We start from the raw sequence: 22,104 nt of genomic DNA, 5'->3' as shown, positions 1-22,104 counted from the left end.
TCAAAGGTGTGGGGTTGGTGTCCGATTGTCAGACCTGACCCCGAATTTAGTCTTTGCGGTAGAAGTCCATCATCTTGTAGCGCATGGCGTACACGGCGAATATGGTGCCGGCGAGGGCGGCGAAGGCGGCGCAGAAGTACATCTGGAAGGCCATCACCGAGAGGCCGGTGGTGGAGATGTAGCCCAGCACGCCTTCGTTCTTGACGCTGGCGTTCAGGATCAGCACCCACAGGTTGCCAATCGTGGTGCCGAGGTACCACAGCGCCATGATCGCGCCTTTCATCGAGGCCGGGGCCTGCGAGTAGGCGAACTCGATGCCGGTGGCGGACACCAGCACTTCGCCGGCGGTCAGCAGCACGTACGGCAGCACTTGCCAGGTCATCGAGACCGGGGTGCCGCCATCCATCACCAGCTGGATGGTGCCGATCACGATCCAGGACATCGAGGACAGCATGATGCCGGCGCCAATCCGCCGCAGCGGCGTCGGTTCAATGCCGATCTTGCGCAGCATCGGGAAGATGAGGATGTTGTTGAGCGGGATCAGCAGCATTACGAACAGTGGATTCAGCGCCTGCATCTGCGCCGGTTCAAATTTGAAGCTCCAGCCCAGCAGCTCGTAGGTCGGGCGCACCATGTCGTTGGCTTGCACGATCCAGGTCGAGGCTTTCTGGTCGAACAGCGACCAGAATGGGGTGATCAGGGCGAACACGATGAAGATGCGCAGCACGGCGCGGGTGCCGTCCACCGCTTCGTCGGAGTGCTTGCCGCGCGCGCGTTCGAGCTGCATGGCGGTGCCGATGCCGCCGAAGGCGAGCAGCAGGACGATGGCGGTGCAGGCGGCGATGACGAAGCCCCATTTGAACGACATGGCAAGCGACAGCACGGCCAGCGCCGCGCCGATCGCGGCCACCGCCAGGCCTGGGCGCGCTTGGCCGGGCGCCTGCGCCAGCAGGGCGGTCTTGGCGACGCGGGTGAAGGAGTCGGCGTTCGGTGCTTGCGGCGGTACGTGCACGTATTTGTGGCGGCCCATCCAGAACACCAGGGTGGCGATGAACATCAGGATGCCGGGGATGCCGAAGGCGACCGATGCGCCGTAGTCGCGCAGGAAAATCGGCATCAGCAGCGAGGCGAAGAAGGAGCCGAAGTTGATCGACCAGTAGAAGGCGTCGAAGACGATCTTGGCTTTCTTTTTGTTGGTCTGGTCGAACTGGTCGCCGACGAAGGACACCACCAGCGGCTTGATGCCGCCCGAGCCGAAGGCAATCAGGAACAGGCCGAAATAGAAGCCTTCAAGATGGTGCTCGAACAGGGCCAGGCAGGCGTGCCCGGCGCAGTAGATCAGCGAGAACCAGAATACCGTGTTGTATTTGCCGAAGAAGCGGTCGGCCAGCCAGCCGCCCAGCAGCGGGAAGAAGTAGACGCCGATGACGAAGGTGTGGAAGACGTGCTTCGCTTCGCTGGTGCGGTGTTCGGATGGGATGAACAGCAGCAGGGTGCTGACCAGGAATGGCACCAGGATGTTGCGCATGCCGTAAAAACTGAAGCGTTCGCAGGCTTCGTTGGTGATGATGTACGGGATTTGCCGGGGTAGCGGCCCGTTTCCCTGTTCCAGTTCTCGCGTCGACATGGAGTCTCCAATTTGATGAATGGGCGCGATGCTATGCGAACGGGCTGGGCTTGGCAACTACTGGTTTCACTTACATGTAGTTTGACTACGCGAAAATTTATAAGTCATTGATTTTAAACAAATCATAGTATTTGAACTTCCCCTGATCATAATGTATATTATCTACATAACAGTTTTTGGAGGGGATTTGGGTCATGAGCACGCCTTGGTGGAAAGAAGCAATCATTTATCAGGTTTATCCGCGCAGCTATCTGGATACGAATGGGGATGGCATCGGTGACCTGAATGGCATCACTGATCGCCTCGACTATATCGCCAAACTGGGCGTGGACATCATCTGGATCTCGCCTTTCTTCAAGTCGCCGATGCGCGATTTCGGCTACGACGTGGCGGATTACTGCGATGTCGACCCGATGTTCGGCACCCTGGCGGACTTCGACCGGATGATCGCCAAGGCGCACAGCCTGGGCCTGAAGATCATGATTGACCAGGTCATGTCGCACACGTCCGAGGACCATCCGTGGTTCAAGGAGAGCCGCTCTTCGCGCGATAACCCGAAGGCCGACTGGTATGTCTGGGCCGATCCGCTGCCGGATGGCTGCCCGCCCAACAACTGGCTGTCGGTGTTCGGCGGTTCGTCGTGGCAGTGGGATTCGCGCCGCAAGCAGTATTACATGCATAACTTCCTGGTCAGCCAGCCTGACCTGAACTTCCATAATCCGGAAGTGCAGCAGGCGCACCTGGATGCGCTGCGTTTCTGGCTGGAGCGCGGCGTGGACGGCGTGCGCATGGATGCCTGCAATTTCCACTTCCACGACCGCCAGCTGCGCAGCAATCCGCCGGCGCTGGTGCGCGATACGTCGACCGTGAGCGATGCCAACCCGTACGGCATGCAGGCGCACGTCTACGACAAGAGCCAGCCGGAGAACGTGGCCTTCCTGGAGAAGCTGCGCGTGCTGCTGGATGAATACGGCGCGGTGGCCATCGGCGAGGTGGGCGCGGACGATTCGCTGGCGGTAATGGCGCAGTACACGGAGGGCGGCAACAAGCTGCACATGGCCTACAGCTTCAACCTGCTGACCGCTGACAGCAGCGCGGGCCATATCCGCAAGCAGGTGGAGGACTTCAAGGCGCGCGTGAAGGACGGCCAGCCTTCGTGGTCGGTCGGTAACCATGACGCGGTGCGCGTGGTGACGCGCTGGAAGGGCATGGGCAACCAGGCGGCTTTCGCCAAGCTGGTGCTGGCCATGCAGCTGTCGCTGAAAGGCACGCCTTGCCTGTACCAGGGCGATGAGCTGGCGTTCAGCGAGGCGGATGTGCCGTATGAATTGATCCAGGACCCGTATGGCAAGACGTTCTGGCCGGAGTTCAAGGGCCGCGATGGCTGCCGTACGCCGATCGCCTGGACCAGCGGCGAGCATGGCGGCTTCACCAGCGGTACGCCGTGGCTGCCGGTGGCGGAGGAGCATAAGGCGATTGCGGCTTCGCTGCAGGAGGACGATCCTGCGTCGCCGCTGAACTTTGCGCGCAGGATGATCGCCTGGCGCAAGACCATGCCGCAGCTGACGCGCGGCGATATCGTGTTCTTCGATGCGCCGGAGCCGGTGCTGGCGCTGCGGCGCGACCTGGAGGGCGAGCGCAGCGTGATCGCACTGTTTAACCTGGGCGCGGCGCCGGTCAACTTTGCGCTGCCGGCGGCGCAGGGCGCGCAGAAGCTGGAGCAGCCTGGCTTGCCGGGCGAGGTGGTGGATGGGCAGGTGCAGCTGCCTGGCTACGGCGCCTGGTTCGGCTATGCCGCTTAAATAAGAAGGCCCCGTCTGTGCACGGGGCCTTGTTTTTCGGGTATCCTCCCGCCTTTGTGGCGTTATCTAATACTTAAAAAGACAATGAAACAGATAGAGGCAGACCCAAAAGCCAACCGTTCCGCTTTTGCGGACGGCCCGCGCCTGCTGGCGGACATCGGCGCCACCCATGCGCGCCTGGCCTTGCAGACGGCGCCCGGTGAATTCAAGGCGGTGCGCGTGCTGCAGTGCGACGACTTCACCGGCATTGTCCCGCTGCTGCGCAGCTATCTGGCCGACCACGGCGACATCACCCTGAACCACGGCGCGCTGGCGCTGGCCAACCCGGTGCACGGCGATTTCATCCGCATGACCAACCGCGACTGGCAGTTCTCGACCGACGAGGTGCGGCGCGAACTGGGCCTGCATACCCTGCTGGTGGTGAACGACTTCACCGCGCTGGCGATGGCTATCCCCGGCTTCAAGGCGGACGACTTGATGCAGGTGGGCGGCGGCGCGCCGGCGCAGAATTCGGTGATCGGCGTGCTGGGCCCGGGCACGGGCCTGGGCTGCTCGGGCGTGATCCCGACCACGGATGGTTTTGTGACCTTGGGTTCGGAGGGCGGCCACACCAACTTTGCGCCGGCCGACGAGCGCGAATACGCGATCCTGCAGTACGCCTGGCAAACCTGGCCGCACGTGTCGAACGAGCGCCTGATTTCCGGTCCGGGCATGGAAATCATCTACCGCGCGCTGGCGCGGCGCAACGGCCTGAGCGTGCGCGACCTGACGTCGCAGCAGATCATCGCTGGCGCGCTGAAGGACAAGAATGCGCTGTGCATCGAGGTGCTGGAATGCTTCTGCGCCATGCTGGGTGGCGCGGCGGCCAACCTGGCGGTGACGCTGGGCTCCTTCGGCGGCATCTTCATCGGCGGCGGCATCGTGCCGCGCATGGGAGAGTGGTTCCTGGAGTCGCCGTTCCGTTCGCGCTTTGAAGCCAAGGGCCGCTTCTCGTCCTACCTGGCCGATATCCCGACCTATGTGATCACCACGCCGAACCCGGCGTTCTACGGCGTGGCCACGATTTTGTCCGAACACCTGCGCGGGCGCACCGGCGCCAACACGCTGATGGAGCGCGTGCAGTCGCTGAAGGCGGAACTGACGCCGGCCGAGCAGCGCGTGGCGCAGCTGGTGATCGAGCAGCCGCGCCTGGTGCTGAACGAGCCGATCGCCGATATCGCCCGCCTGGCGGAGGTGTCGCAGCCGACCGTGATCCGTTTCTGCCGCTCGCTCGGCTTCCAGGGCCTGGCCGATTTCAAGCTGAAGTTCGCTTCCAGCCTGACCGGCGCGATCCCGGTGCGCCACAGCCAGGTGCGCGTGTCCGACAGCACGCACGACCTGAGCGCGAAGGTGATCGACAACACCGTGTCGGCCATCCTGAAATTCCGCGACCAGATGGACGTGCATTCGCTGGACCGCGCCATCGAGCTGCTGTCGAAGGCGAAGAAGGTCGAGTTCTACGCCATGGGCAATTCGCGCGTGGTGGCGCTGGACGGCCAGCACAAGTTCTTCCGCTTCCGCATCCCGACCGCGGCGTATGGCGACTCGCACCTGTTCACCCTGGCCGCCGAGCTGCTGAAACCGGGCGACGTGGTGATTGCCATCTCCAATTCCGGCAAGCTGCCGGAGCTGCTGGAAGCGGTCGACGCGGCGCGCCGCGCCGGCGCCGACGTCATCGCCATCACCAGCAGCCAGTCGCCGCTGGCGAAGAAGGCCTCGGTGTGCCTGGCGGTCGACCACGCGGAGGACAGCAGCGCCTTCCTGTCGATGATTTCGCGCATCCTGCAGCTGCTGCTGATCGACATCCTGTCGGTCGGCATTTCGCTGGACGAGCAGAATGCCGAGCTGGTGCTGGAGCACAAGGCCAACGGCGTGGTGCAGGAAAGCCGCCGCCTGCAAATTTCCCACCTCGACAACTGAAATCCGGGGCCACCCGAAAAATAGGGACGTACCCCATATTCGCTAAGCGAAAATTGGGGTACGTCCCCATTTTTCGGGTGGCCCCGGATTTATCTGGTGCTGCATCAGTTCGTGGTACAGGCCGTGGCGGTCGCGCAGGAGTTCTTCGTGGCGGCCTTGCTGCACGATGCGGCCTTCCCGCAGCACCAGGATGCGGTCGGCCTTGACGATCGTGGAGAAGCGGTGGGCGATGATGATCGTGGTGCGGCCTTCCATCAGCCGCTCGAGCGCGGCCTGCACCTGCATTTCGCTGGCGGCGTCGAGGGCGCTGGTGGCTTCGTCCAGCACCAGGATGGCGGGGTTGCGCAGCAGGGCGCGGGCGATGGCGATGCGCTGCTTTTGTCCGCCGGAGAGCTGCACGCCGCGTTCGCCGACTTCGGTGTCGTAGCCTTGCGGGAAGGCGCTGATGAAGTCGTGCGCGTTGGCGAGCCGGGCGGCGGCGGCCACTTCGTCGCGGCTGGCGCGGCGGCCGGGCACGGCGAAGGCGATGTTGTCGTGGATGCTGCCGGCGAACAGCGCGGGTTCCTGTTCGACGATGGCGATGCCGGCGCGCGCTTCGTGTCCCGCCAGCGGGCGGCCGTCGAACAGCACGCGTCCCGCCTCCGGTTCGTAAAAGCCCAGTAAAAGACTGGCGATGGTCGATTTGCCGGCGCCGGAGGCGCCCACCAGGGCGACCTTCTGTCCCGCCGCCACGCTGAAGTCGATGCCGTCGAGCGCCAGGCGCTGCGGGCGTTCGGGATAGCGGAAGCTGACGCGTTCAAACGCGAACTGGCCGGCCAGCGCTGCGGCGCCGGCGCCGGCTTCCGGCTCGGGCGGCGGGGCGCTGTCGATCACTTCGAACAGGCGTTCGGTGGCGCCCACGGTGCGCATCCAGTCGGCCCAGAAGTCGTTCACCATGCCGGCCGATTCGGTGGCCATGGCCGCGTACACGACGAAGGCGGTGAGCTCGCCGATACTGAGCGTTCCCTGGCCGATCAAATGGGCGCCGTAGCCCAGCGTTAGCAGCAGCGCGAAGTAGGTGAGGAAGGACGATATGCCGCGGAACAGGCCGAACAGGCGGGTGCCGGCGAGTGCCGTGCGCAGCGCGCTGCCGGTGGCCTCTTCGTAATGCCGGGCCGCGCTACGATACTGGCCGAAGGCGCGCACCAGCCGTATATTGGCCAGGTACTCATGCGCCACGCGGCCCGCTTCGGCCTGGCCGCGCTGGATGTCGCGCGCGCAGTCCTTGAGCCGTTTGCCGCTCCAGGTGCTCAGCACCACGCTGAGCGGGGCGTAGCACAGCAGCACAAGACATAGCGCGGGCGAAATCGCGAGCAGCATGGCGACGGCGCCTGCCACGATCAGCGCGCAACGCAGCGCGATGGACAGGCCCATGCTCAGCGCGTCGTGCAGCTCCTCGGCGTCGGCGGCCAGGCGGCTGGTCAGTTCGCCGACGTGGTGCTGGTCGAAGAAGGCGACCGGCTGGCGCAGCAGGGCGGTGTACACCTGGCGCCGGATGCTGGTGACGATCATGTAGCCGGTCGACTGGAACAGGTAGTAGCGCATGGTGGCGGCGATCCCTTGCACCACCAGCACGGCCAGCGCGGCCAGGAAGAAGGTGCCGTACCAGGCGGCGTCGTGCCCTTTGCCGGCGTTGTCGATGAAGTAGGCGAGGGCCTTGGGGTAGGCCAGCTGCACCGCCACGGCCAGCGCCATGCACAGCATGCCTGCCGCCATGCGGCCGGCGAAGGGGCGCACCAGGCGCAGGCGGCGCAGGTGGGCGTTCAGGCGGCCTCCCGCTCCGTGCCGGCGTCCAGCATCTGGGCGCGGAAGGTTTCCCAGTTTTCGTCGCCGACGGTGCCGCCGGTCTGCAGGCGGCCCTCTTCATTGACGAACAGGTAGAAGGGCGAACTCATGGTCGGGTTCAGCGCGCGGTAGCTGCGCATGTCGACGCGCAGGGTGTGGCCGGCGAGCGGGCTGCCGCGCAGGAAGCGCCGCAGGCGCCAGCGCGGTTCGCGGCTGACCAGCCACAGTTCCAGTCCGGCGTCGTCCAGCTGCGGCAGGTAGCCGGCGAGTTCGGGCAGCTTCTGGCGGCATTTGGGGCAGGTGCTGGAGAGGAAGACCAGCACGGCCGGCATGCCGGCCGGCGGCAGCTGCCGGCGCGCGCCGCCCTGCAGCATGCGGGCCGTAACGGCGGGCAGGATTTCATCGAGCGGTGGCGTGGCCTGGCGCTGGCCTGCCGCCGCCAGGTGGCGCGCCGCTTCGACCGCCGCCAGCGACAGCATCAGCGCCAGGGCGACGCCGAATGCCAGTACGCCCAGTAGCAGGTAAAGTACGCCGGCATCCATCACACCACTCCTTCCCTGGCGTACAGCAGCAGCATCATGATCTCGTGCAGCTTGGCCAGCACCACGGCCAGCAGGGTGGCGACGCCGAGCGCGCACACCATGGCTTGCCAGCCGGCCGCTGCCGCCAATGCCGGTGCGTTGGCGCCGGCCGCAAGGCTGTACGCCAGCGCGGCGATGATGGCGGCGTTGCGCGCCAGGTCAAAGCCGGACACGGAGCGGTCGGCATCGCCGAAGCAGCTGCATTTGACGATATCTTCGGTGGCGTATTTCCACGCCACCACCGCTGTGAACACGACGAACAGCAGCAGCGCGCCGGCCAGCGCGGCCTGGCCGGTCGTGCCGCCGGCGGCCAGGCCGACGGCCAGCCCCAGCTCGATGCCGGCGATAGCCGGGGCGAGCCAGGCGGCCAGCGCCGGCCGCACGCTGAAACTTGTTTCCAGGTTGGCGCGGAACTGGCCCAGCGCCTGCCATTTGCCGTAGGCGGCCGCCAGCAGGAGCAGGGCGCCCATCAGGCGCAGCACTTCGGCCAGAAAGGCGGCGGCGGGCAGGGCGGATGGCAGCGCGGCGCTCATGAGGCCGGCCTTTCTTCGCGCCAGCGTCCGTGCAGGCCGCCGGGGCGGCGCTGCCGCACGTTCACGCTGTCGCGCGTGGCCAGCAGCATGTCGTCCCATTCGTCCTCTTCCGATTGCGCCGTGCCGCGCCCAAAGCCGGCATGCAGCGTGCGCGCGATATCCCAGGCCAGCGCTTCGGCTTGCGCGTCGCGCCGCACGCGCAGGCCGAGGGCGGCCAGCTCAGCGCCGGTGATGGCGTAGTTGTGGGAATGGTAGTCCTGCATCAGGCGCCGCACGATGGCGCGCCGCGCCTCGCTTTCCAGCTGCGGCAGCTGGTAGCGCAGCAGCTCCTCGCCGATCTGCTCCATCTCCAGCGTGGTGCGGTAGAAGGCGGCCAGGGTGGGCGGGAAGATGTTCTGGCACATCAGCGCCAGGGCCTGCTCGCGCGCGGCATCCGGGTCGGCGCCGAACCAGCTGGCGCACATCTTGCCGAACAGGCGGATGTCCTGCGCCGAGATGGAGCTGGTGTCGCCGCCCGCGTCGCCGTGCAGGTGCGGGTCGATCGGCGAGAAGATGGCCAGGTCGCCGGCGATGATCTCGTCGCCTGCCATGGCCAGCAGGGTGGCCGACGACTCGCAGTAGTGCGGCACGATCACGCCCAGGTGCCGGGTGAATTCGCGCAGCAGCAGGGCGATGCGGCGCGCGCCGTTGACAATGCCGCCGCGGCTGTGCAGCACGACGTCGAGGCGTTCCACCTTGCCGATGGTGCGCAGCTGGTCGTACAGGGCGGGCAGCAGGTCGATGTCCAGCGTGCTGGCCGCCAGCACCAGCACGCGGCTGCCGCGCGCCTGTTCCAGCGCGCGCAGCGCCTGCAGGTCTACGGGTTGCGGCATAGGCACTCCTTGCTCAGCAGGTCAGCCACGGCGTCGAACAGGCGCAGCGCAGGCACCAGCTGTTCGACGAAAAGGAATTGGCCGCACGGGTTATTTTCGAGGAAGACGTAGTCGCCTTCCGGGGTGACGATCAGGTCCAGCGCGCCGAACGACAGGCCGTAGCTGCGCACGAAGTCGCGGCAGCGCCGCGCGACGTCGGGCGGCAATTCGGCGGCGCTGTAGCCGACGTCGGCCGACATGTCGCGGCAATCGACCATGGTGCGTTCATCGTCCTGCGAGTCGATGCGGGCGGCGAACACGCGTTCGCCGATCACGGTCACGCGCAGCTCGTATTGCTTGGGGATGTATTCCTGGAAGTGGCATGCCAGCTCGCTGACCGCATCCAGGCAGGCACGCATTTCCGGCGTGACCAGGGTGGTGGCCAGGCCGCTTGCGATGCATTCCTCGTCCGTCACCTTGTCGGCGGCGAGCGTGGGCGAGGACAGCGACTTGAAAATGCCGTCGCCCGGCAGCGCTGCGAGGAAGTCGCGCGCCTCCTGCGGGTCGTTGGTGACGATGGACGCCGGCACGCGGAAGCCATGGCACAGCGCGCGCTGCAGCTGCTCGCCTTTCCAGCATGCGCCGCGCAAGGCGGTCGGATGGCTCATCCAGAAGCAGTCGATGGTGTACAGCAGGCCAAACAGGGCCTGTTCGCTTTCCTGCTGGGCGTAAGCTTTTTCCTGCGGCGCCAGGTCGTCGCTGGCGAAGGCGAATTCGCCCGGCTTGCGGTTCCACACCGCGCCTACCTGACTCAGGTCGACGCGCGCGCCGCTGGGCAGGTGCTGCAGCTGCGCTTGCAGGCTGCCGTGCAGGAAGCGCTGGCTCAAACGGTAGTCGCGGGGGAAGGTATCAAGGTCGATGCGGAAGCTGCGCACGCCGCGCGCGGCCAGCAGGGGTGCCATCAGGTCCGCGTGCAGGTCGCGCGAATTGCTGATGATGAGGACTGTGTCTTTTGCGGCCATAGGCAAAAAAAGCCTCACTCCGCCGGAGCAAGGCTTTCTGGCTTGTATGACTTAGCAATAAACGCCGCCGTCGCCCCACTGGGTGCGTGCGCGTTCCGAAGGGAACGAGCAGCCGGCGGTTGCGACGCCCTGGCGTGCTTGCCACTGCTGGGTGGCTGGCTTTTTCACTTCGGTTTTGATTTCTGCGACTTTAAAGGCAAACAGCTTTTTCTCGTTCTGCTTTTTCATTTTCCACTTCTTTCTTAAAAAAGTTGATCATGATTGCTTAGTCACCGTCGTGATGCGACGGAAGGCGAATGTAGCTCGCGGGTTTCAGAAACGTCAACAAAAAAAATCATATGCAAGTTACAAAATAGTGCTACGATATATCTTATTAAGATATATCTTAAGGAGTTCGCCATGTTCCACTTCTTCCGCGGCCGGCACCGGCTGCACCACGAACACCACCACCACCAGCGCGGCGGCGGGCGCGGGCCGAAAATGTTCGACTCGGGCGCCATGCGCTATGTCGTGCTGCAGCTGATCGCCGACAAGCCGCGCCACGGCTACGAAATCATCAAGGAGCTGGAGACGCTGACCGGCGGCAGCTACTCGCCCAGCCCCGGCGCGATCTATCCGCTGCTGTCGATGCTGGCCGACATGGGCCAGGTCGATATCGTCAAGGACGGCAACAAGAAGCTGTATTCCGTGCTGCCCGAAGGCCTGGCCTTCCTCGATGCGAACCGCGCCATGGTGGACGCGTATATGGCGCGCCTGTCCTGCAGCGCCAACGGCGAAGCGGGCGGCGACTTGCGCAGCCTGATGCACGCGTTGAAGGAGGCCGTCTTCAGCCGCGGCCGCGGTCCCGGCACGACGCGCGCCCAGGTCGAGGCGATCCGCGCCATCCTCAAAAACGCCACCGACGAAATCAATAAACTGAACCAATGACACAAACACTCACCCCGCAACGCGAACGCACAGTCCTGTGGCTGCTGGCGTTCATCCAGTTCACCGTGATCATGGACTTCATGGTCATGATGCCGCTCGCCCCGCAGTTGATGCGGGCCTTTTCGATCAGCGCCGCCCAGGTCTCGGGCGCGGTGTCGGCCTATGCCTGGTGCGCCGGCCTGTCCGGCCTGCTGGCGGCCACCTATGCCGACCGTTTCGACCGCAAGAAGCTGATGCTGGCGGTCTTCATGCTGTTCAACCTGTCCAATCTGGCGTGCGCGCTGGCGCCCAACTTCCATGTGCTGGTGCTGTCGCGCGCCTTTGCCGGCATGACCGGCGGCGTGCTCGGCGCGATCAGCATGTCCATCATCGCCGACCTGATACCGCAGGAGCGCCGTGGCGCCGCCACCGGCATCGTCATGACTTCCTTCAGCATGGCCGCGATTGCCGGCGTGCCGGCTGGCGTCATGCTGGGCGCGCACTTCGGCTGGCAGTCGCCGTTCTACCTGCTGGTGCTGCTGTCGATGCTGGTGTGGCTGGTGGCGGCGCGCGCGCTGCCGTCCATGACGCAGCACCTGGCGCGGGCGGCGGTGCCGCTGGCGCGCGTGCTGCCCGAGCTGTTCGGCCTGTTCACCGTGGGCGCGCACCTGCGCGGTTTCCTGCTGTGCTTTGCGGTGACGGTGAGCGGCATGATGGTGATCCCGTTCATCTCGCCCATGCTGGTGGGGAACCTGGGCATTGCGCCGGCGCAGATCAGCTACGTCTACCTGTGCGGCGGCATCGCCACGCTGTTCAGCTCACGCCTGATCGGCGGCTGGTCGGACAAGGCCGGCAAGCAGCGCGTGTTCCGCTGGGTGGCGCTGTTCTCCATCGCGCCCACGCTGTTCATGACGCATATGCCGCACATCCCGCTGCTGGCGGTGATGCTGTTCTTCCCGTTCTTCATGGTGGCCATGTCGGGCCGTTTCGTGCCGTTGCAGGCGCTGCTGACCACCATTCCCGAGCCGCAGCGGCGCGGCGCCTTTTTGAGCGCGAATGCGGCGGTGCAGCAGCTGGGGACGGGCGTCGGCGCGTTCGCCGGCGGCCTGCTGGTGCATACCGATGCCGGCGGACGCCTGCTCGGCTACGACACCATCGGTATCATCGCCTCGCTGCTGATCGCGTTTGCGGTGTGGTGGATCGGGCGCGTGCAACCGGCGCCGGCGGCGGCTACTGCGCGTCCTGCGGCCTGACCACCAGGTCCAGCAGGCGGCGGCCCTGCTCCAGCACGGGCTTGGCCAGCGCGTCGCCCAGGATGCTGTGCAGCGGGCCTTCCAGCACGCGGTTGCCTTCCTGCGCCAGGATGGTCATGCGCATGCGGCCGTTGTGCGGCGCAAGCTTCGGCTTGTGCGGGTTGGCCCCGCTGTAGGCGGCGCTGGCGGCCGCCACCAGGGTTTTCGCCTGCTGCGCCACGTCGCCCGGCGCGCCCTCGAAGACGGCGGTGCCGCCGTGCTGGTCGATGTAGCGCACGCGCCCGTCGGCGTAGGCCGCCAGCGTGTCCATGCTGTCGTCCAGCGGCACTTCGATCACCACGCCCAGCACTTCCGGCGCGGCCGGCGGCTCGCCGTGGGTGCGCAGCCATTGCGCCGCCAGCAGGCGCACGCGCGATTCCTCGGTGGCATCCTGGGCGATGGCCTGCACCACGCGCACGTCCGGTGCATCGCCGAACAGCTGGCCGGCGTCGTCGGCGAACAGCAGCTTGTGGACGGCGTTCAGCTCGTCCTTGGCATAAGGCGCATCAGCGCGGGTTTTGGAGCCGGCGCCGAACGCCGCTAACAGCTTCTTGAACATCTCTTACCAATCACTAAGGGCTTCAACGTGCGACACATGCTGCCAGCTGGGGCGGGCACGCATCATGTCGGCATACTTGCGCAGCGCCGGCCAGTCGGTGGCGGGGCGCGGCATATTGCGCGACCAGCGCATATACATGGTCAACATCAGGTCCACGCCGGAGAACGCTTCTCCCAGCAGGTAGGGCCCGTTGGCGGCCAGCCGTGCATCGAGCCGCTCCCAGGCCGCCTCGATGCGCTGCCGGATGGCGCCGCGCGTCGCCGCGTCGCCTTCGCTGCTGCCGATGTCGGACGGGTAGAACCACAGGCGGAAATTATTGCCAAGGTCGTTCGCCAGCGACAGCGCCAGCTGGTACCACGCGGCGCGCGCCAGCGTACCGGCCGCCGGCGCCAGCTGCGATTGCGGGTGGCGTTCGGCCAGGATCAGCATCAGGGCGGCCGATTCGGTGAACGGCTGGCCCTCGATGAGCAGGGTCGGGATCTTGCCTTGCGGATTAAGGCGCAGGTAGTCCGGGCTGCGCTGCTGGCCGGCGTCCAGGTCGATCTCGGCCAGCTGGTAGGGCACGCCGATTTCGTGCAGCGCAGCGTGGATCGCCAGGCTGGCCGCACCGCGGCCGTAGTACAGGGTGTACATGCGTCAATCCTTCAGCTTCTTGCGCCACTGCTCGACCGGGAGCAGCTCGCCGCTGGTGTCGTCTTCCACCAGGATATCGCCGCTCGCGTGCGAGACCAGGAAGCTGGCCAGCGCCTGCGCCATGTCGTCGCCGTTTTCGACGAAGCTGAGCTGGTAGTAAGGCTGGCCGTTAACCGCGCGCGGCGCCGGATCGGTCTCCAGCAGGGCGCCGTGGCGCGTGCCGCCGCTGCGCTGCTCGATCGCATCGGCCCAGCGTTTCAGTTCCGGCAACGCCATCAGCCTGGCGACCGCCTGCTCGCGGCTGACGGCGGCTTGCGCCAGCGTTGCCGCAGGAGCGGATGCCGCCGGCGCAGGCAGAGCCTGCGCGCGCTGCTGGTTCACATGCCAGGCGCCGAGCCCGGCAAGCAGGAGGCCGGCCAGGGTGCCGGCGATTGCGGATTTACGGTTGGAGGACATGCTGGGTGCCGCCTTGCTGTTGAAAGTGCGCCCATACTATCAGAAACAAATTCGGGGTCAGGTCTGACAATCGGACATTTTGTCCGATTGTCAGACCTGACCCCGATTGTTGAGTCCGGCGGCGCGGCGCGCCTGGTGCTTACTGCTGGCGGCGGCGCAGGGTGAAGCCGAGCATGCCAAGGCCCAGCAGCAGCGAGGCCAGGGTGCCTGGCTCGGGCACGTTGGTGGTCAGCGAAACGTTGTCCAGCGAACCGCCCAGGCTGTCGCTGGTGCCCGCGGCCTTGAACTCCAGCTTGGACAGGCTGCCCACGCCGAACAGGGACAAGTCATACTTGATCCAGTTGGTCGCATTGCTGTAGTTGTTCTGCGCCAGTTGCTTGACCAGCTGGCCGTTCCAGAAGACGTCGATACCGTTGGTCGCGGCGCCAGTCTGCTCGCGCGCGGCGTAGTAGAAGGACAGCTTGTACTCGGCGCCCTTGCTGGTGTCGAAGGACTGGCTGATCCAGCTGTTGCCGGTGGTGTCCAGTTCCAGGTAGTTGCTGCCGTTCTGCGCGGCGCCGGCGACGTTGTTGCGCACTTCGGCGCCGTTGGCGCCGACGGTCCAGCCGTCCAGGGCATATTTGATGTTCCAGCTGTTCGCGGCGACGCCATTTTTTTCAAAGCTGCCATTCTTGACCAACTCGATGACGCCGGCATGTGCGGCCCCAGCGGCCAGCAGCAGCATCGCTGCAATAATCTTCTTCATGTTATTAAAAAGTAATATTAGTTGTTTAAAAGTCAGTGCGATTGTAGCACGGCAATTGCCAAAAAAATCGCCAGCAATGAAAAAAATGCGGGAGGGATCAGCTTCCGGGGCGGTGCCGGGCGGACAGAATGGCCATGAAGATGTAGCCATCGCCGGACGGGACGCGGTAGGCGCCAATGGCGCCCAGCTGCTCGACGGCGATGGCGGTCATGTGCCAGCCGTCGTGCATGTCGGCTTCCCAGATGGGAACGGTGAGATGGGGGAAGTCGCGCTCCCCGCCAGCCTCGCGCACCGCTGCGATGCGTGAACGGACTGCTTCGAGCAGGCTGAAATTGGCCCACGACCACATCCAGGTATTGCTGGCGGTGGAGAGGGTGCCGACGAATTCGATGTCGGCCACCAGCTCCGGCAACTGGCCGCCGGAAAACACCAGCTGTGCGCGGTCCTGGTAGTAGTCCCAGCGCGGATAGTCGTCCAGCCGCAGTTGCGCCGTCATGGCGGCCTGCTTTTCCGACAGGGTGGCGCAATGGCCGTCGACGAAGCTGGTCCACTCGTCCAGTGCCGCGCCCTCCAGGCGCTTCACGCTCTGGCCAATGTGGTGCTCGTAGCAGTGGCAGCAAATCAGCTTGATGTCCGCTTCGCCCTCGTTGTTTTCGTTCCATTCGCCTTCGCGTTCGAAGGCCAGCTCGCATTCGGCGCACCAGGCGTCGCGCCACTGCGCATCTTCTTCCGGATAGCCGCAGTACCACTGCTGGACGGGGTTGGCGAGCAGGTGCTTGCAGATATAGGCGAACTGGCTTTCGCCGTGCGTGGGGCAGGTGATGGTGTCGGTTGTCATGCGTGCATGGTACATAAAAAAAGCCCACCGGGTGGTGGGCTTTTTGGCCGTAAGGCGAGGGGATGGATTACATCATGCCGTCCATGCCGCCCATGCCGCCCATGCCACCCATGCCGCCCATGCCGCCGGCTGGCTTGTCTTCTACGACTTCAGCAACCATGCAGTCGGTGGTCAGCATCAGGCCAGCGATGGACGCTGCGTTCTGCAGTGCGGAACGGGTGACCTTGGCTGGGTCCAGCACGCCCATTTCAACCATGTCGCCGTAGGTGCCGTTGGAGGCGTTGTAGCCGTAGTTGCCGGTGCCGGCCAGAACAGCGTTCACCACCACCGAGGCTTCTTCGCCGGCGTTGGTGACGATCATGCGCAGTGGCTCTTCCATTGCGCGCAGCACGATCTTGATGCCGGCGTCCTGGTCGGCGTTGTCGCCTTTCACGTTCAGGACAGCGCGGGCGCGCAGCAGGGCAACGCCGCCGCCTGGCACAATGCCTTCTTCCACAGCTGCGCGGGTGGCGTGCAGTGCGTCTTCAACGCGTGCCTTCTTCTCTTTCATTTCGACTTCGGTGGCTGCGCCAACCTTGATCACGGCAACACCGCCGGCCAGCTTGGCCACGCGCTCTTGCAGCTTCTCACGGTCGTAGTCGGAGGTCGCGGCTTCGATCTGGGTGCGGATCTGTGCCACGCGGCCTTCGATGGCGGAAGCTTCGCCGGCGCCGTCGATGACGATGGTGTTCTCTTTGCCCACTTCGATGCGCTTGGCTTGGCCCAGTTCCGCCAGGGTGGCTTTTTCCAGGGTCAGGCCGACTTCTTCCGCTACCACCTGGCCGCCGGTCAGGATGGCGATGTCTTCCAGCATGGCCTTGCGACGGTCGCCGAAGCCAGGAGCCTTCACTGCGCAGGTCTTCAGGATGCCGCGGATGTTGTTGACCACCAGGGTCGCCAGGGCTTCGCCTTCGATGTCTTCAGCGATGATCAGCAGTGGACGGCCGGCTTTTGCTACTTGCTCCAGTACTGGCAGCAGGTCGCGGATGTTGGAGATCTTCTTGTCGCACAGCAGGACGAATGGGTTCTCCAGGACGGCAACTTGCTTTTCCTGGTTGTTGATGAAGTATGGGGACAGGTAGCCGCGGTCGAACTGCATGCCTTCCACGATGTCCAGCTCGTCGTGCAGGGACTTGCCGTCTTCCACGGTGATCACGCCTTCCTTGCCCACTTTTTCCATCGCTTCAGCGATGCGCTCGCCGATCGAGGCGTCGGAGTTGGCGGAGATCGCGCCAACCTGGGCGATTTCCTTGGAGGTGGTGCATGGCTTGGAGATGGACTTCAGCTGTTCGACGGTGGCAGCCACTGCCTTGTCGATGCCGCGCTTCAGGTCCATTGGGTTCATGCCGGCGGCAACGTATTTCATGCCTTCGCGCACGATCGCCTGGGCCAGCACGGTAGCGGTGGTGGTACCGTCACCGGCGTTGTCGGAGGTCTTGGAAGCAACTTCCTTGACCATCTGCGCGCCCATGTTCATCAGCTTGTCTTTCAGTTCGATCTCTTTGGCGACCGACACACCGTCCTTGGTGACGGTTGGGGCGCCGAAGGAGCGCTCCAGCACAACGTTGCGGCCTTTCGGGCCCAGGGTGACTTTAACGGCGTTGGCGAGGATGTTGACGCCTTCGACCATCTTGGAACGGGCGGAATCGCCGAAAATGACTTCTTTAGCTGCCATGTTTGTTTTCTCCTGAATTCTGTATCGGTGAGGCGGTGATCACTTCTGAACCACGGCCATGATGTCTTCTTCGCGCATTACCAGCAGTTCCTGGCCGTCGACTTTGACGGCTTGGCCGGCGTATTTGCCGAACAGAACGCGGTCGCCCACTTTCACTTCCAGAGCGCGCACGGTGCCGTTGTCAGCAACTTTGCCGTTGCCAACTGCCAGCACTTCACCCTGGTCTGGTTTCTCAGCAGCTGCATCAGGGATGATCAGGCCGGACGCGGTCTTGGTTTCCTGGTCCAGGCGTTTGACGATGACGCGGTCATGCAAAGGGCGAAGGTTCATACAAAACTCCTTTTACTCGGTTTATTGACAGTTGTTAGCACTCTCGGCTAACGAGTGCCAATAATTATAGGGACGACACTTTGGCTTTTCAAGGGAATTTCTTTTGCGAATGCTCAAATCTTGCGCACGATGCAATCGTGGCGGTTAAGCAAGTCCGGCTCAGGGACGGGCGTCGGGTGTGTTGCCGACGAAATGGCGGCGGGCGAACGCCAGCGCCAGGCGCTGCAGCGGGTGGCGGTTGCCGCCCGGGCGCCAGGTGGTGACCATCTTGTCGCGGTAGGCATCGTACTGGAAACCCCACGGCGCAGCCAGCACGGCGCCGCGCCGCAGCAGGATTTTCAGGGCCTGGCTGGCGGCGATGCCGGCGCACAGCTGGCAGCCCATGCTGGTCGAGGGGCCGCGGCGCTGCGCCAGGTCCACGCCTTGCGGCCATACCAGGTAGCTGCGGTGCAGGCCGGCCGGCGCCAGGCCGACCAGGAAGCGCAGCGCTTTTTCCACTTCCGGCAGGTCGCCCCACTGGAAGTAGTCCTCGAAACTCATTTTCCCGGGCAGGAAATTCAGGCAGGAGGCGCCCATGCCAAGCGGCGCCGCCATGGTGGCCGGAATGCCGCGCGCGGCGCAGTGGCCATATACCAGCTGGCGCGCTTCGAAGGCATAGAAGTCCAGGCCGTCCACATACACATCGACGCCTTGCAGGAAGTCGGCCACGTTGCCGGCGTTGACGCCGTCGCCAAACTCGCGGATGTCGACTTCGGGATTGATGTCGCGCGCCATGCGCGCCGCCACCGACACCTTGGGCAGGCCCATGGTGGACATGAAGGCGGCCGCCTGGCGGTTCAGGTTGGGAATGTCGTAGCAATCGAAATCGGCGACGTGGAAGGCGCCGACCCCCAGGCGCGCCAAGGTCAGCAAATGCACGCCGCCCACGCCGCCCATGCCGGCGATGGCGATGCGCTTGCCGCGCAGGGCTTGCTGTTCGTCCGGCGTCACCCAGCCGAGGTTGCGCGAGAACGCTTCCTCGTACTGGAACTGCGGCGGAGCCTGGTCACGACTTGCCATTGGGGAGGTTGAGCATTCTGTTGACGATTCCAATTTCCTCACGCGGCGAGAAGAAATGCGGGTAGAACGAGCGCACGCCGGGCAGATTGCCCTTGCCGCCGTAGCGCTGGATCTGCTCGGTCATATACGCCAGCTCCACGCACATCAGGATGCCTTGCACGCTGACGCGCGGGTTCATCTTGGCCTCGCCCAGCTGCTTGAAGCCGAGCGCGTTGTCGAAGAAGGCGCGGTGGCGCGGCTGCACTTCAATGAACATATGGGTGCATTTGTGCAGGTCGCGCGCGGTGATCACGGCCAGGTGGAACAGGGCGGCCTGGTACTGCTTGCTGGTGCCGGCCATGTCGAAGGCGAACTTGATGATTTCGCAGATGCGGCCGCCTTGCGCGCGCACCGCGTCCAGTTCCGGCTTGAACAGTTCGTCGGCCAGCAGGCCTTCCGGGCAATCGAGGCCCACGCTCAGGGTGCCAACCGCTTCGCCTTTCTGGCTGGCCATCAGCGTGACGCGGTTGGCCACCGGTTTCAGCGCGTGGTTGCCGCTGAAGCCGCGCCAGCTGTACATGCGGTGGATCAGCATGCTGGCCTGGTTGCGCCCGTCGGGCGTGTCGACCATTCTGATTCCGAAGTTCAGCTCCTGCGTGACCTGGTCGGGCAATTGCGCGAGCAGGGGATCGCCTTCGCTCACCGTGTGCGGCGTGGCGGCGTCTTCGGCCGTCTCCGGCGCGATGGTGGATGGGGCGTCTTGGCTGCTTTGCATGGCGAACTCCTCCAACGAGCGCCAGGCGTTGGCCCTTTCCAAACATAGCATGTTGAAAGCCAGGAAGTGCGTCAAACGCGCAGCGCTAAAAAACGATAGTGGCACGGCGGGCTCATGTGGGCAAGCGAATTTCGCTGCACCAATAGACAGGTCCCCGCCGCTGGCGGGGACCTATCGGAAAGGCCTGCTTAGCGGCGGCGCAGGCGCTGCGTGCCCAGCAACATCAGGCCCAGGCCGAGCAGGGCGATGCTGCCTGGCTCCGGAATGGCGTTGCCGTTGAAGTCCAGGATACCGGTCTCGGAGTTGATCGCCACCACCTCGGCGTCGACGCAACCGACGGTATCGCAAATAATGCCTTGCGACGTGTTGTTGAACGCGGTGAAGGCGGCGTTGTAGAACGGACGTGGATCGGTGAAGAAGTCGTAGCCGTCCGGGTTGACGGGATCGTCGTACAGGGTCCAGCCGAAGTTCAGGTTCTGGAACGCGCCGCCCAGCGCATCCAGACCGCCGATGCCGGCGTTCAGGACGTTGGAGCTGGCCAGCTTGTACTGCACGCCGTTCAGGCCGACCACCGGATCCAGCGCCACGGTCGACTGGCCGTAGCTGTTGTCGTTGCCCGGGTCAGCCCACATTTCGAAGCTGAAGTTCGACACCGTGCAATTCACGCCCGGGCCCAGCGGACCGGTACAGGTGAACTGCTGGCTGAACACGGCGTACAGGCCGTAATCGACGTTCACGCGCGAGGTGCCGCCCGGCACCGGTGCGCTGTCCAGCGCGAAGCCGTTGAAGAAGGCATAGCCGTTGGCCTTGTACACATTGGCCGGGTCGCCCACGTCGTGGCGGATACGGGTGGAGGAAAAGCCGTTGATGGCGTCCGCGTTAAAGATCGCGCCCGTGCCGGCGATGGTGGTCGGGTCCACCGTAAAGATCGGGGCCGCGGATGCCTGGGTTGCGCCTAGCAGGGCCAGGGCGCCTGCCAGCAATCCGCAAAGTTGTTTCTTCATGCTCGTTCTCCATTCAGGTTCTGGTTGAGTTCTTGGCTGTGCCAACGTTTGCCAGTCCTGACTAAGCAAGCGCCATGCCAAAAATCAGGGCCCCGAATAAATACAAGCACTTATTATTTACTTACAAATTGATATTTGAGTAACTTTTATATTGCTGTAAAAATTTCCGACGTTTTCCCAATGAAATCAAATACTTGCAGATTGTTTATCGATAATTTCTGCAGGCAACACGAGGCTGAAGCTGACCTGGGTTGGCAAGCATTCCGCAAGGCGCAGTTCGCCGCCATGGGCGCGTGCGATTTCGCGTGCCAGCGCCAGGCCCAGGCCGACGCCGGCCACGCGCCGGTTGTGCGCCTCGTCGGCGCGGTAGAAGCGGTCGAACAGGCGCTCGCGGTGTTCGAAGGCGATGCCGGCCGACTGGTTGGCCACGTCGATCTGCCAGCCATTGGGCGCGCGCCGCGCCTGGATTGCGATCCAGCCGTCCGGCACGCCGTACTTGACGGCATTGCTGACCAGGTTCTGCAGCACCTGGCGCAGCAGGTCGGCGTCGCCGCGGGCCGGCATGTGCGGCGGCAGCTGCAGCTGCAGCGGGCGCTCCGGCGCCATCATGTCCAGGTCGTCGGCCAGTTCGCGCAGCATCGGCACCAGGTCGAGCGGCTGCATCGGGATCTGCAGCTGGCCGGCGTCGGCGCGCGACAGCATCAGCAGCTTGCGCACGATGCTGTCCAGGCGCCGTACCTCGTCCAGCATGTCGGCCAGGGCCTGTTCCAGTTCCGGGTTGTCGGCGGCGCGCTCGAATGCGCGCTCCAGTTCGCCTTGCAGGATGGCGACCGGCGTGCGCAGCTCGTGCGCCGCGTCGCCGGAAAAACGCACCGCCTGCAGGAAGCTGCGCTCCAGCCGGTCCAGCATGTCGTTGAACACGGTCACCAGGCGTTCGAACTCCAGCGCCTCGTCGGCGGCCGAGACGCGCTGCCGCATATCGCTGGCGCGGATGCGTTCCATGACGCCGGTCAGGTGTTCGATCGGGCGCATGGCGCGTCCGGCCAGGTACCAGGCCACCAGGCCGACCAGCAGGCACAGCAGCACCACCGCGCCGCCGAAGCGCACGATGGTGGCTTTCAGCTGCGCTTCCGACAGCGTGGTGTTGACGCCCAGCTGCACCAGCATGTCGCCGCGCCGCGTCTGGCCGATGCGCCACTGGGTGCCGCCGCCGTAATAGGTGCGCAGTGCGCCGTCCGTCGCTTCCGGCACCAGCAGGGAGGCGGGCCAGTTCCGGCTCTGGTACACCAGCTCGCCCTTGTCGTTCACCGCGCGCAGGATGGCGAAATTCTCGCTGCTGCCGAGCGGTGCGAAGCCGCTGAAGCTGGCGTTCAGGTGGGCGTCGATGGCGGGCCAGACCGGGGTGCTGGTGGCGCCGAAGCCGGGCCCGGCCAGGTGCGCCACCATCATCCGGTCCAGGATGCTGCCGCGGCGATGCATGACGGTCCAGGAGGAGGCGACGAACAGCACCGCCACCACGCCGATGGCCAGGCCGGTCGTGATCAGCGCCACGCGCACGCGGAAGGAGCGGATGAAGGGGCGGCTGGCGCGCATCACGTCGGCATTCATGCGCGGC

22 protein-coding genes are annotated in these 22,104 nt (G+C 64.9%); 4 read left to right on the top strand and 18 right to left on the bottom strand.

Annotated features, from left to right (window positions below):
• Nucleotides 1-46: 46 nt before the first annotated feature.
• On the bottom strand, nt 47-1,627 hold the full coding sequence (locus ACE3TQ_RS14325; protein WP_374582946.1) for an oligopeptide:H+ symporter: 1,581 nt from the start codon (nt 1,625-1,627) through the stop codon (nt 47-49).
• A 194-nt stretch (nt 1,628-1,821) separates the two neighbouring features.
• Between ACE3TQ_RS14325 and ACE3TQ_RS14320 the strand changes: the two genes are divergently transcribed.
• Together ACE3TQ_RS14320 and ACE3TQ_RS14315 are read left to right on the top strand one after the other, a co-directional pair.
• Nucleotides 1,822-3,429 (top strand): alpha-amylase family glycosyl hydrolase, encoded by a 1,608-nt coding sequence (locus tag ACE3TQ_RS14320; protein WP_374582945.1) that lies wholly within the window; start codon nt 1,822-1,824, stop codon nt 3,427-3,429.
• An 84-nt stretch (nt 3,430-3,513) separates the two neighbouring features.
• Nucleotides 3,514-5,388, top strand: coding sequence for a glucokinase (locus tag ACE3TQ_RS14315; protein ID WP_374582944.1), 1,875 nt, complete (start codon nt 3,514-3,516; stop codon nt 5,386-5,388).
• Nucleotides 5,389-5,430: 42 nt separating this feature from the next.
• Here the strand turns inward: ACE3TQ_RS14315 and ACE3TQ_RS14310 are convergent, their stop codons facing one another.
• The 6 genes from ACE3TQ_RS14310 to ACE3TQ_RS14285 are packed head-to-tail and all read right to left on the bottom strand — an operon-like array spanning nt 5,431 to nt 10,427.
• Nucleotides 5,431-7,164 (bottom strand): ABC transporter ATP-binding protein, encoded by a 1,734-nt coding sequence (locus ACE3TQ_RS14310; protein WP_374582943.1) that lies wholly within the window; start codon nt 7,162-7,164, stop codon nt 5,431-5,433.
• 26 nt (nt 7,165-7,190) lie between these two features.
• Entirely contained in the window at nt 7,191-7,754 is a 564-nt protein-coding gene (locus ACE3TQ_RS14305; RefSeq protein ID WP_374582942.1) for a peroxiredoxin family protein, read from the bottom strand.
• Nucleotides 7,754-8,326 carry a MauE/DoxX family redox-associated membrane protein gene (locus ACE3TQ_RS14300; protein WP_374582941.1) on the bottom strand — a complete coding sequence of 191 codons (573 nt, stop codon included), beginning with the start codon at nt 8,324-8,326 and terminating at the stop codon, nt 7,754-7,756. Before ACE3TQ_RS14300 ends, ACE3TQ_RS14305 begins: the two co-directional genes overlap by 1 nt.
• Nucleotides 8,323-9,198 carry a hypothetical protein gene (locus ACE3TQ_RS14295; protein ID WP_374582939.1) on the bottom strand — a complete coding sequence of 292 codons (876 nt, stop codon included), beginning with the start codon at nt 9,196-9,198 and terminating at the stop codon, nt 8,323-8,325. Before ACE3TQ_RS14295 ends, ACE3TQ_RS14300 begins: the two co-directional genes overlap by 4 nt.
• Nucleotides 9,183-10,199: an MvdC/MvdD family ATP grasp protein gene (locus ACE3TQ_RS14290; RefSeq protein WP_374582938.1), complete on the bottom strand. Its 1,017-nt coding sequence runs from the start codon at nt 10,197-10,199 to the stop codon at nt 9,183-9,185. Before ACE3TQ_RS14290 ends, ACE3TQ_RS14295 begins: the two co-directional genes overlap by 16 nt.
• A 51-nt stretch (nt 10,200-10,250) precedes the next feature.
• The gene (locus ACE3TQ_RS14285; protein WP_374582937.1) at nt 10,251-10,427 is read right to left on the bottom strand and encodes a hypothetical protein; all 177 of its coding nucleotides are present in this window, start codon (nt 10,425-10,427) and stop codon (nt 10,251-10,253) included.
• Between the two features lie 171 nt (nt 10,428-10,598).
• On the opposite strand from ACE3TQ_RS14285, the gene ACE3TQ_RS14280 reads away from it, so the two are divergent.
• Nucleotides 10,599-11,126, top strand: a complete 528-nt coding sequence (locus tag ACE3TQ_RS14280) for a PadR family transcriptional regulator (protein ID WP_374582936.1) — start codon at nt 10,599-10,601, stop codon at nt 11,124-11,126.
• Nucleotides 11,123-12,358: an MFS transporter gene (locus tag ACE3TQ_RS14275; protein ID WP_374582935.1), complete on the top strand. Its 1,236-nt coding sequence runs from the start codon at nt 11,123-11,125 to the stop codon at nt 12,356-12,358. Before ACE3TQ_RS14280 ends, ACE3TQ_RS14275 begins: the two co-directional genes overlap by 4 nt.
• Here ACE3TQ_RS14275 and ACE3TQ_RS14270 read toward each other — a convergent pair.
• The 11 genes from ACE3TQ_RS14270 to ACE3TQ_RS14220 all read right to left on the bottom strand — a co-directional run bounded on the left by ACE3TQ_RS14270 (nt 12,336) and on the right by ACE3TQ_RS14220 (nt 22,097).
• Nucleotides 12,336-12,956 (bottom strand): hypothetical protein, encoded by a 621-nt coding sequence (locus tag ACE3TQ_RS14270; protein WP_374582933.1) that lies wholly within the window; start codon nt 12,954-12,956, stop codon nt 12,336-12,338. The genes ACE3TQ_RS14275 and ACE3TQ_RS14270 overlap by 23 nt on opposite strands.
• 3 nt (nt 12,957-12,959) lie before the next feature.
• A complete protein-coding gene (locus tag ACE3TQ_RS14265; protein WP_374582931.1) occupies nt 12,960-13,589 on the bottom strand; it encodes a glutathione S-transferase family protein in 630 nt (209 codons plus the stop codon).
• Between the two features lie 3 nt (nt 13,590-13,592).
• Nucleotides 13,593-14,045: a hypothetical protein gene (locus ACE3TQ_RS14260; protein WP_374582930.1), complete on the bottom strand. Its 453-nt coding sequence runs from the start codon at nt 14,043-14,045 to the stop codon at nt 13,593-13,595.
• Between the two features lie 139 nt (nt 14,046-14,184).
• Nucleotides 14,185-14,790: a PEP-CTERM sorting domain-containing protein gene (locus ACE3TQ_RS14255; protein ID WP_374582929.1), complete on the bottom strand. Its 606-nt coding sequence runs from the start codon at nt 14,788-14,790 to the stop codon at nt 14,185-14,187.
• Between the two features lie 97 nt (nt 14,791-14,887).
• A complete protein-coding gene (locus tag ACE3TQ_RS14250) occupies nt 14,888-15,628 on the bottom strand; it encodes a DUF6882 domain-containing protein (RefSeq protein ID WP_374582928.1) in 741 nt (246 codons plus the stop codon).
• A 67-nt stretch (nt 15,629-15,695) separates the two neighbouring features.
• On the bottom strand, nt 15,696-17,342 hold the full coding sequence (groL, locus tag ACE3TQ_RS14245; RefSeq protein ID WP_374582927.1) for a chaperonin GroEL: 1,647 nt from the start codon (nt 17,340-17,342) through the stop codon (nt 15,696-15,698).
• Between the two features lie 39 nt (nt 17,343-17,381).
• The gene (groES, locus tag ACE3TQ_RS14240; protein ID WP_028101749.1) at nt 17,382-17,672 is read right to left on the bottom strand and encodes a co-chaperone GroES; all 291 of its coding nucleotides are present in this window, start codon (nt 17,670-17,672) and stop codon (nt 17,382-17,384) included.
• A 159-nt stretch (nt 17,673-17,831) separates the two neighbouring features.
• Complete coding sequence (locus ACE3TQ_RS14235) at nt 17,832-18,731, bottom strand: ThiF family adenylyltransferase (RefSeq protein WP_374582926.1); 900 nt, start codon at nt 18,729-18,731, stop codon at nt 17,832-17,834.
• Nucleotides 18,718-19,485, bottom strand: a complete 768-nt coding sequence (locus ACE3TQ_RS14230; RefSeq protein ID WP_374582925.1) for an N-acetyltransferase — start codon at nt 19,483-19,485, stop codon at nt 18,718-18,720. The genes ACE3TQ_RS14235 and ACE3TQ_RS14230 overlap by 14 nt, the downstream gene beginning before the upstream one ends.
• A gap of 188 nt (nt 19,486-19,673) precedes the next feature.
• On the bottom strand, nt 19,674-20,489 hold the full coding sequence (gene pepA, locus ACE3TQ_RS14225; RefSeq protein WP_374582924.1) for a flocculation-associated PEP-CTERM protein PepA: 816 nt from the start codon (nt 20,487-20,489) through the stop codon (nt 19,674-19,676).
• Nucleotides 20,490-20,675: 186 nt separating this feature from the next.
• Nucleotides 20,676-22,097 (bottom strand): sensor histidine kinase, encoded by a 1,422-nt coding sequence (locus ACE3TQ_RS14220; RefSeq protein WP_374582922.1) that lies wholly within the window; start codon nt 22,095-22,097, stop codon nt 20,676-20,678.
• Nucleotides 22,098-22,104 lie beyond the last annotated feature (7 nt).

The sequence above is a fragment of the Pseudoduganella sp. genome, from assembly GCF_041914865.1.
GTDB lineage: Bacteria > Pseudomonadota > Gammaproteobacteria > Burkholderiales > Burkholderiaceae_D > Rugamonas.
The sequence above is the reverse complement of the archived record's forward strand: the minus strand, read 5'-3'. Positions and strand labels throughout refer to the sequence as shown.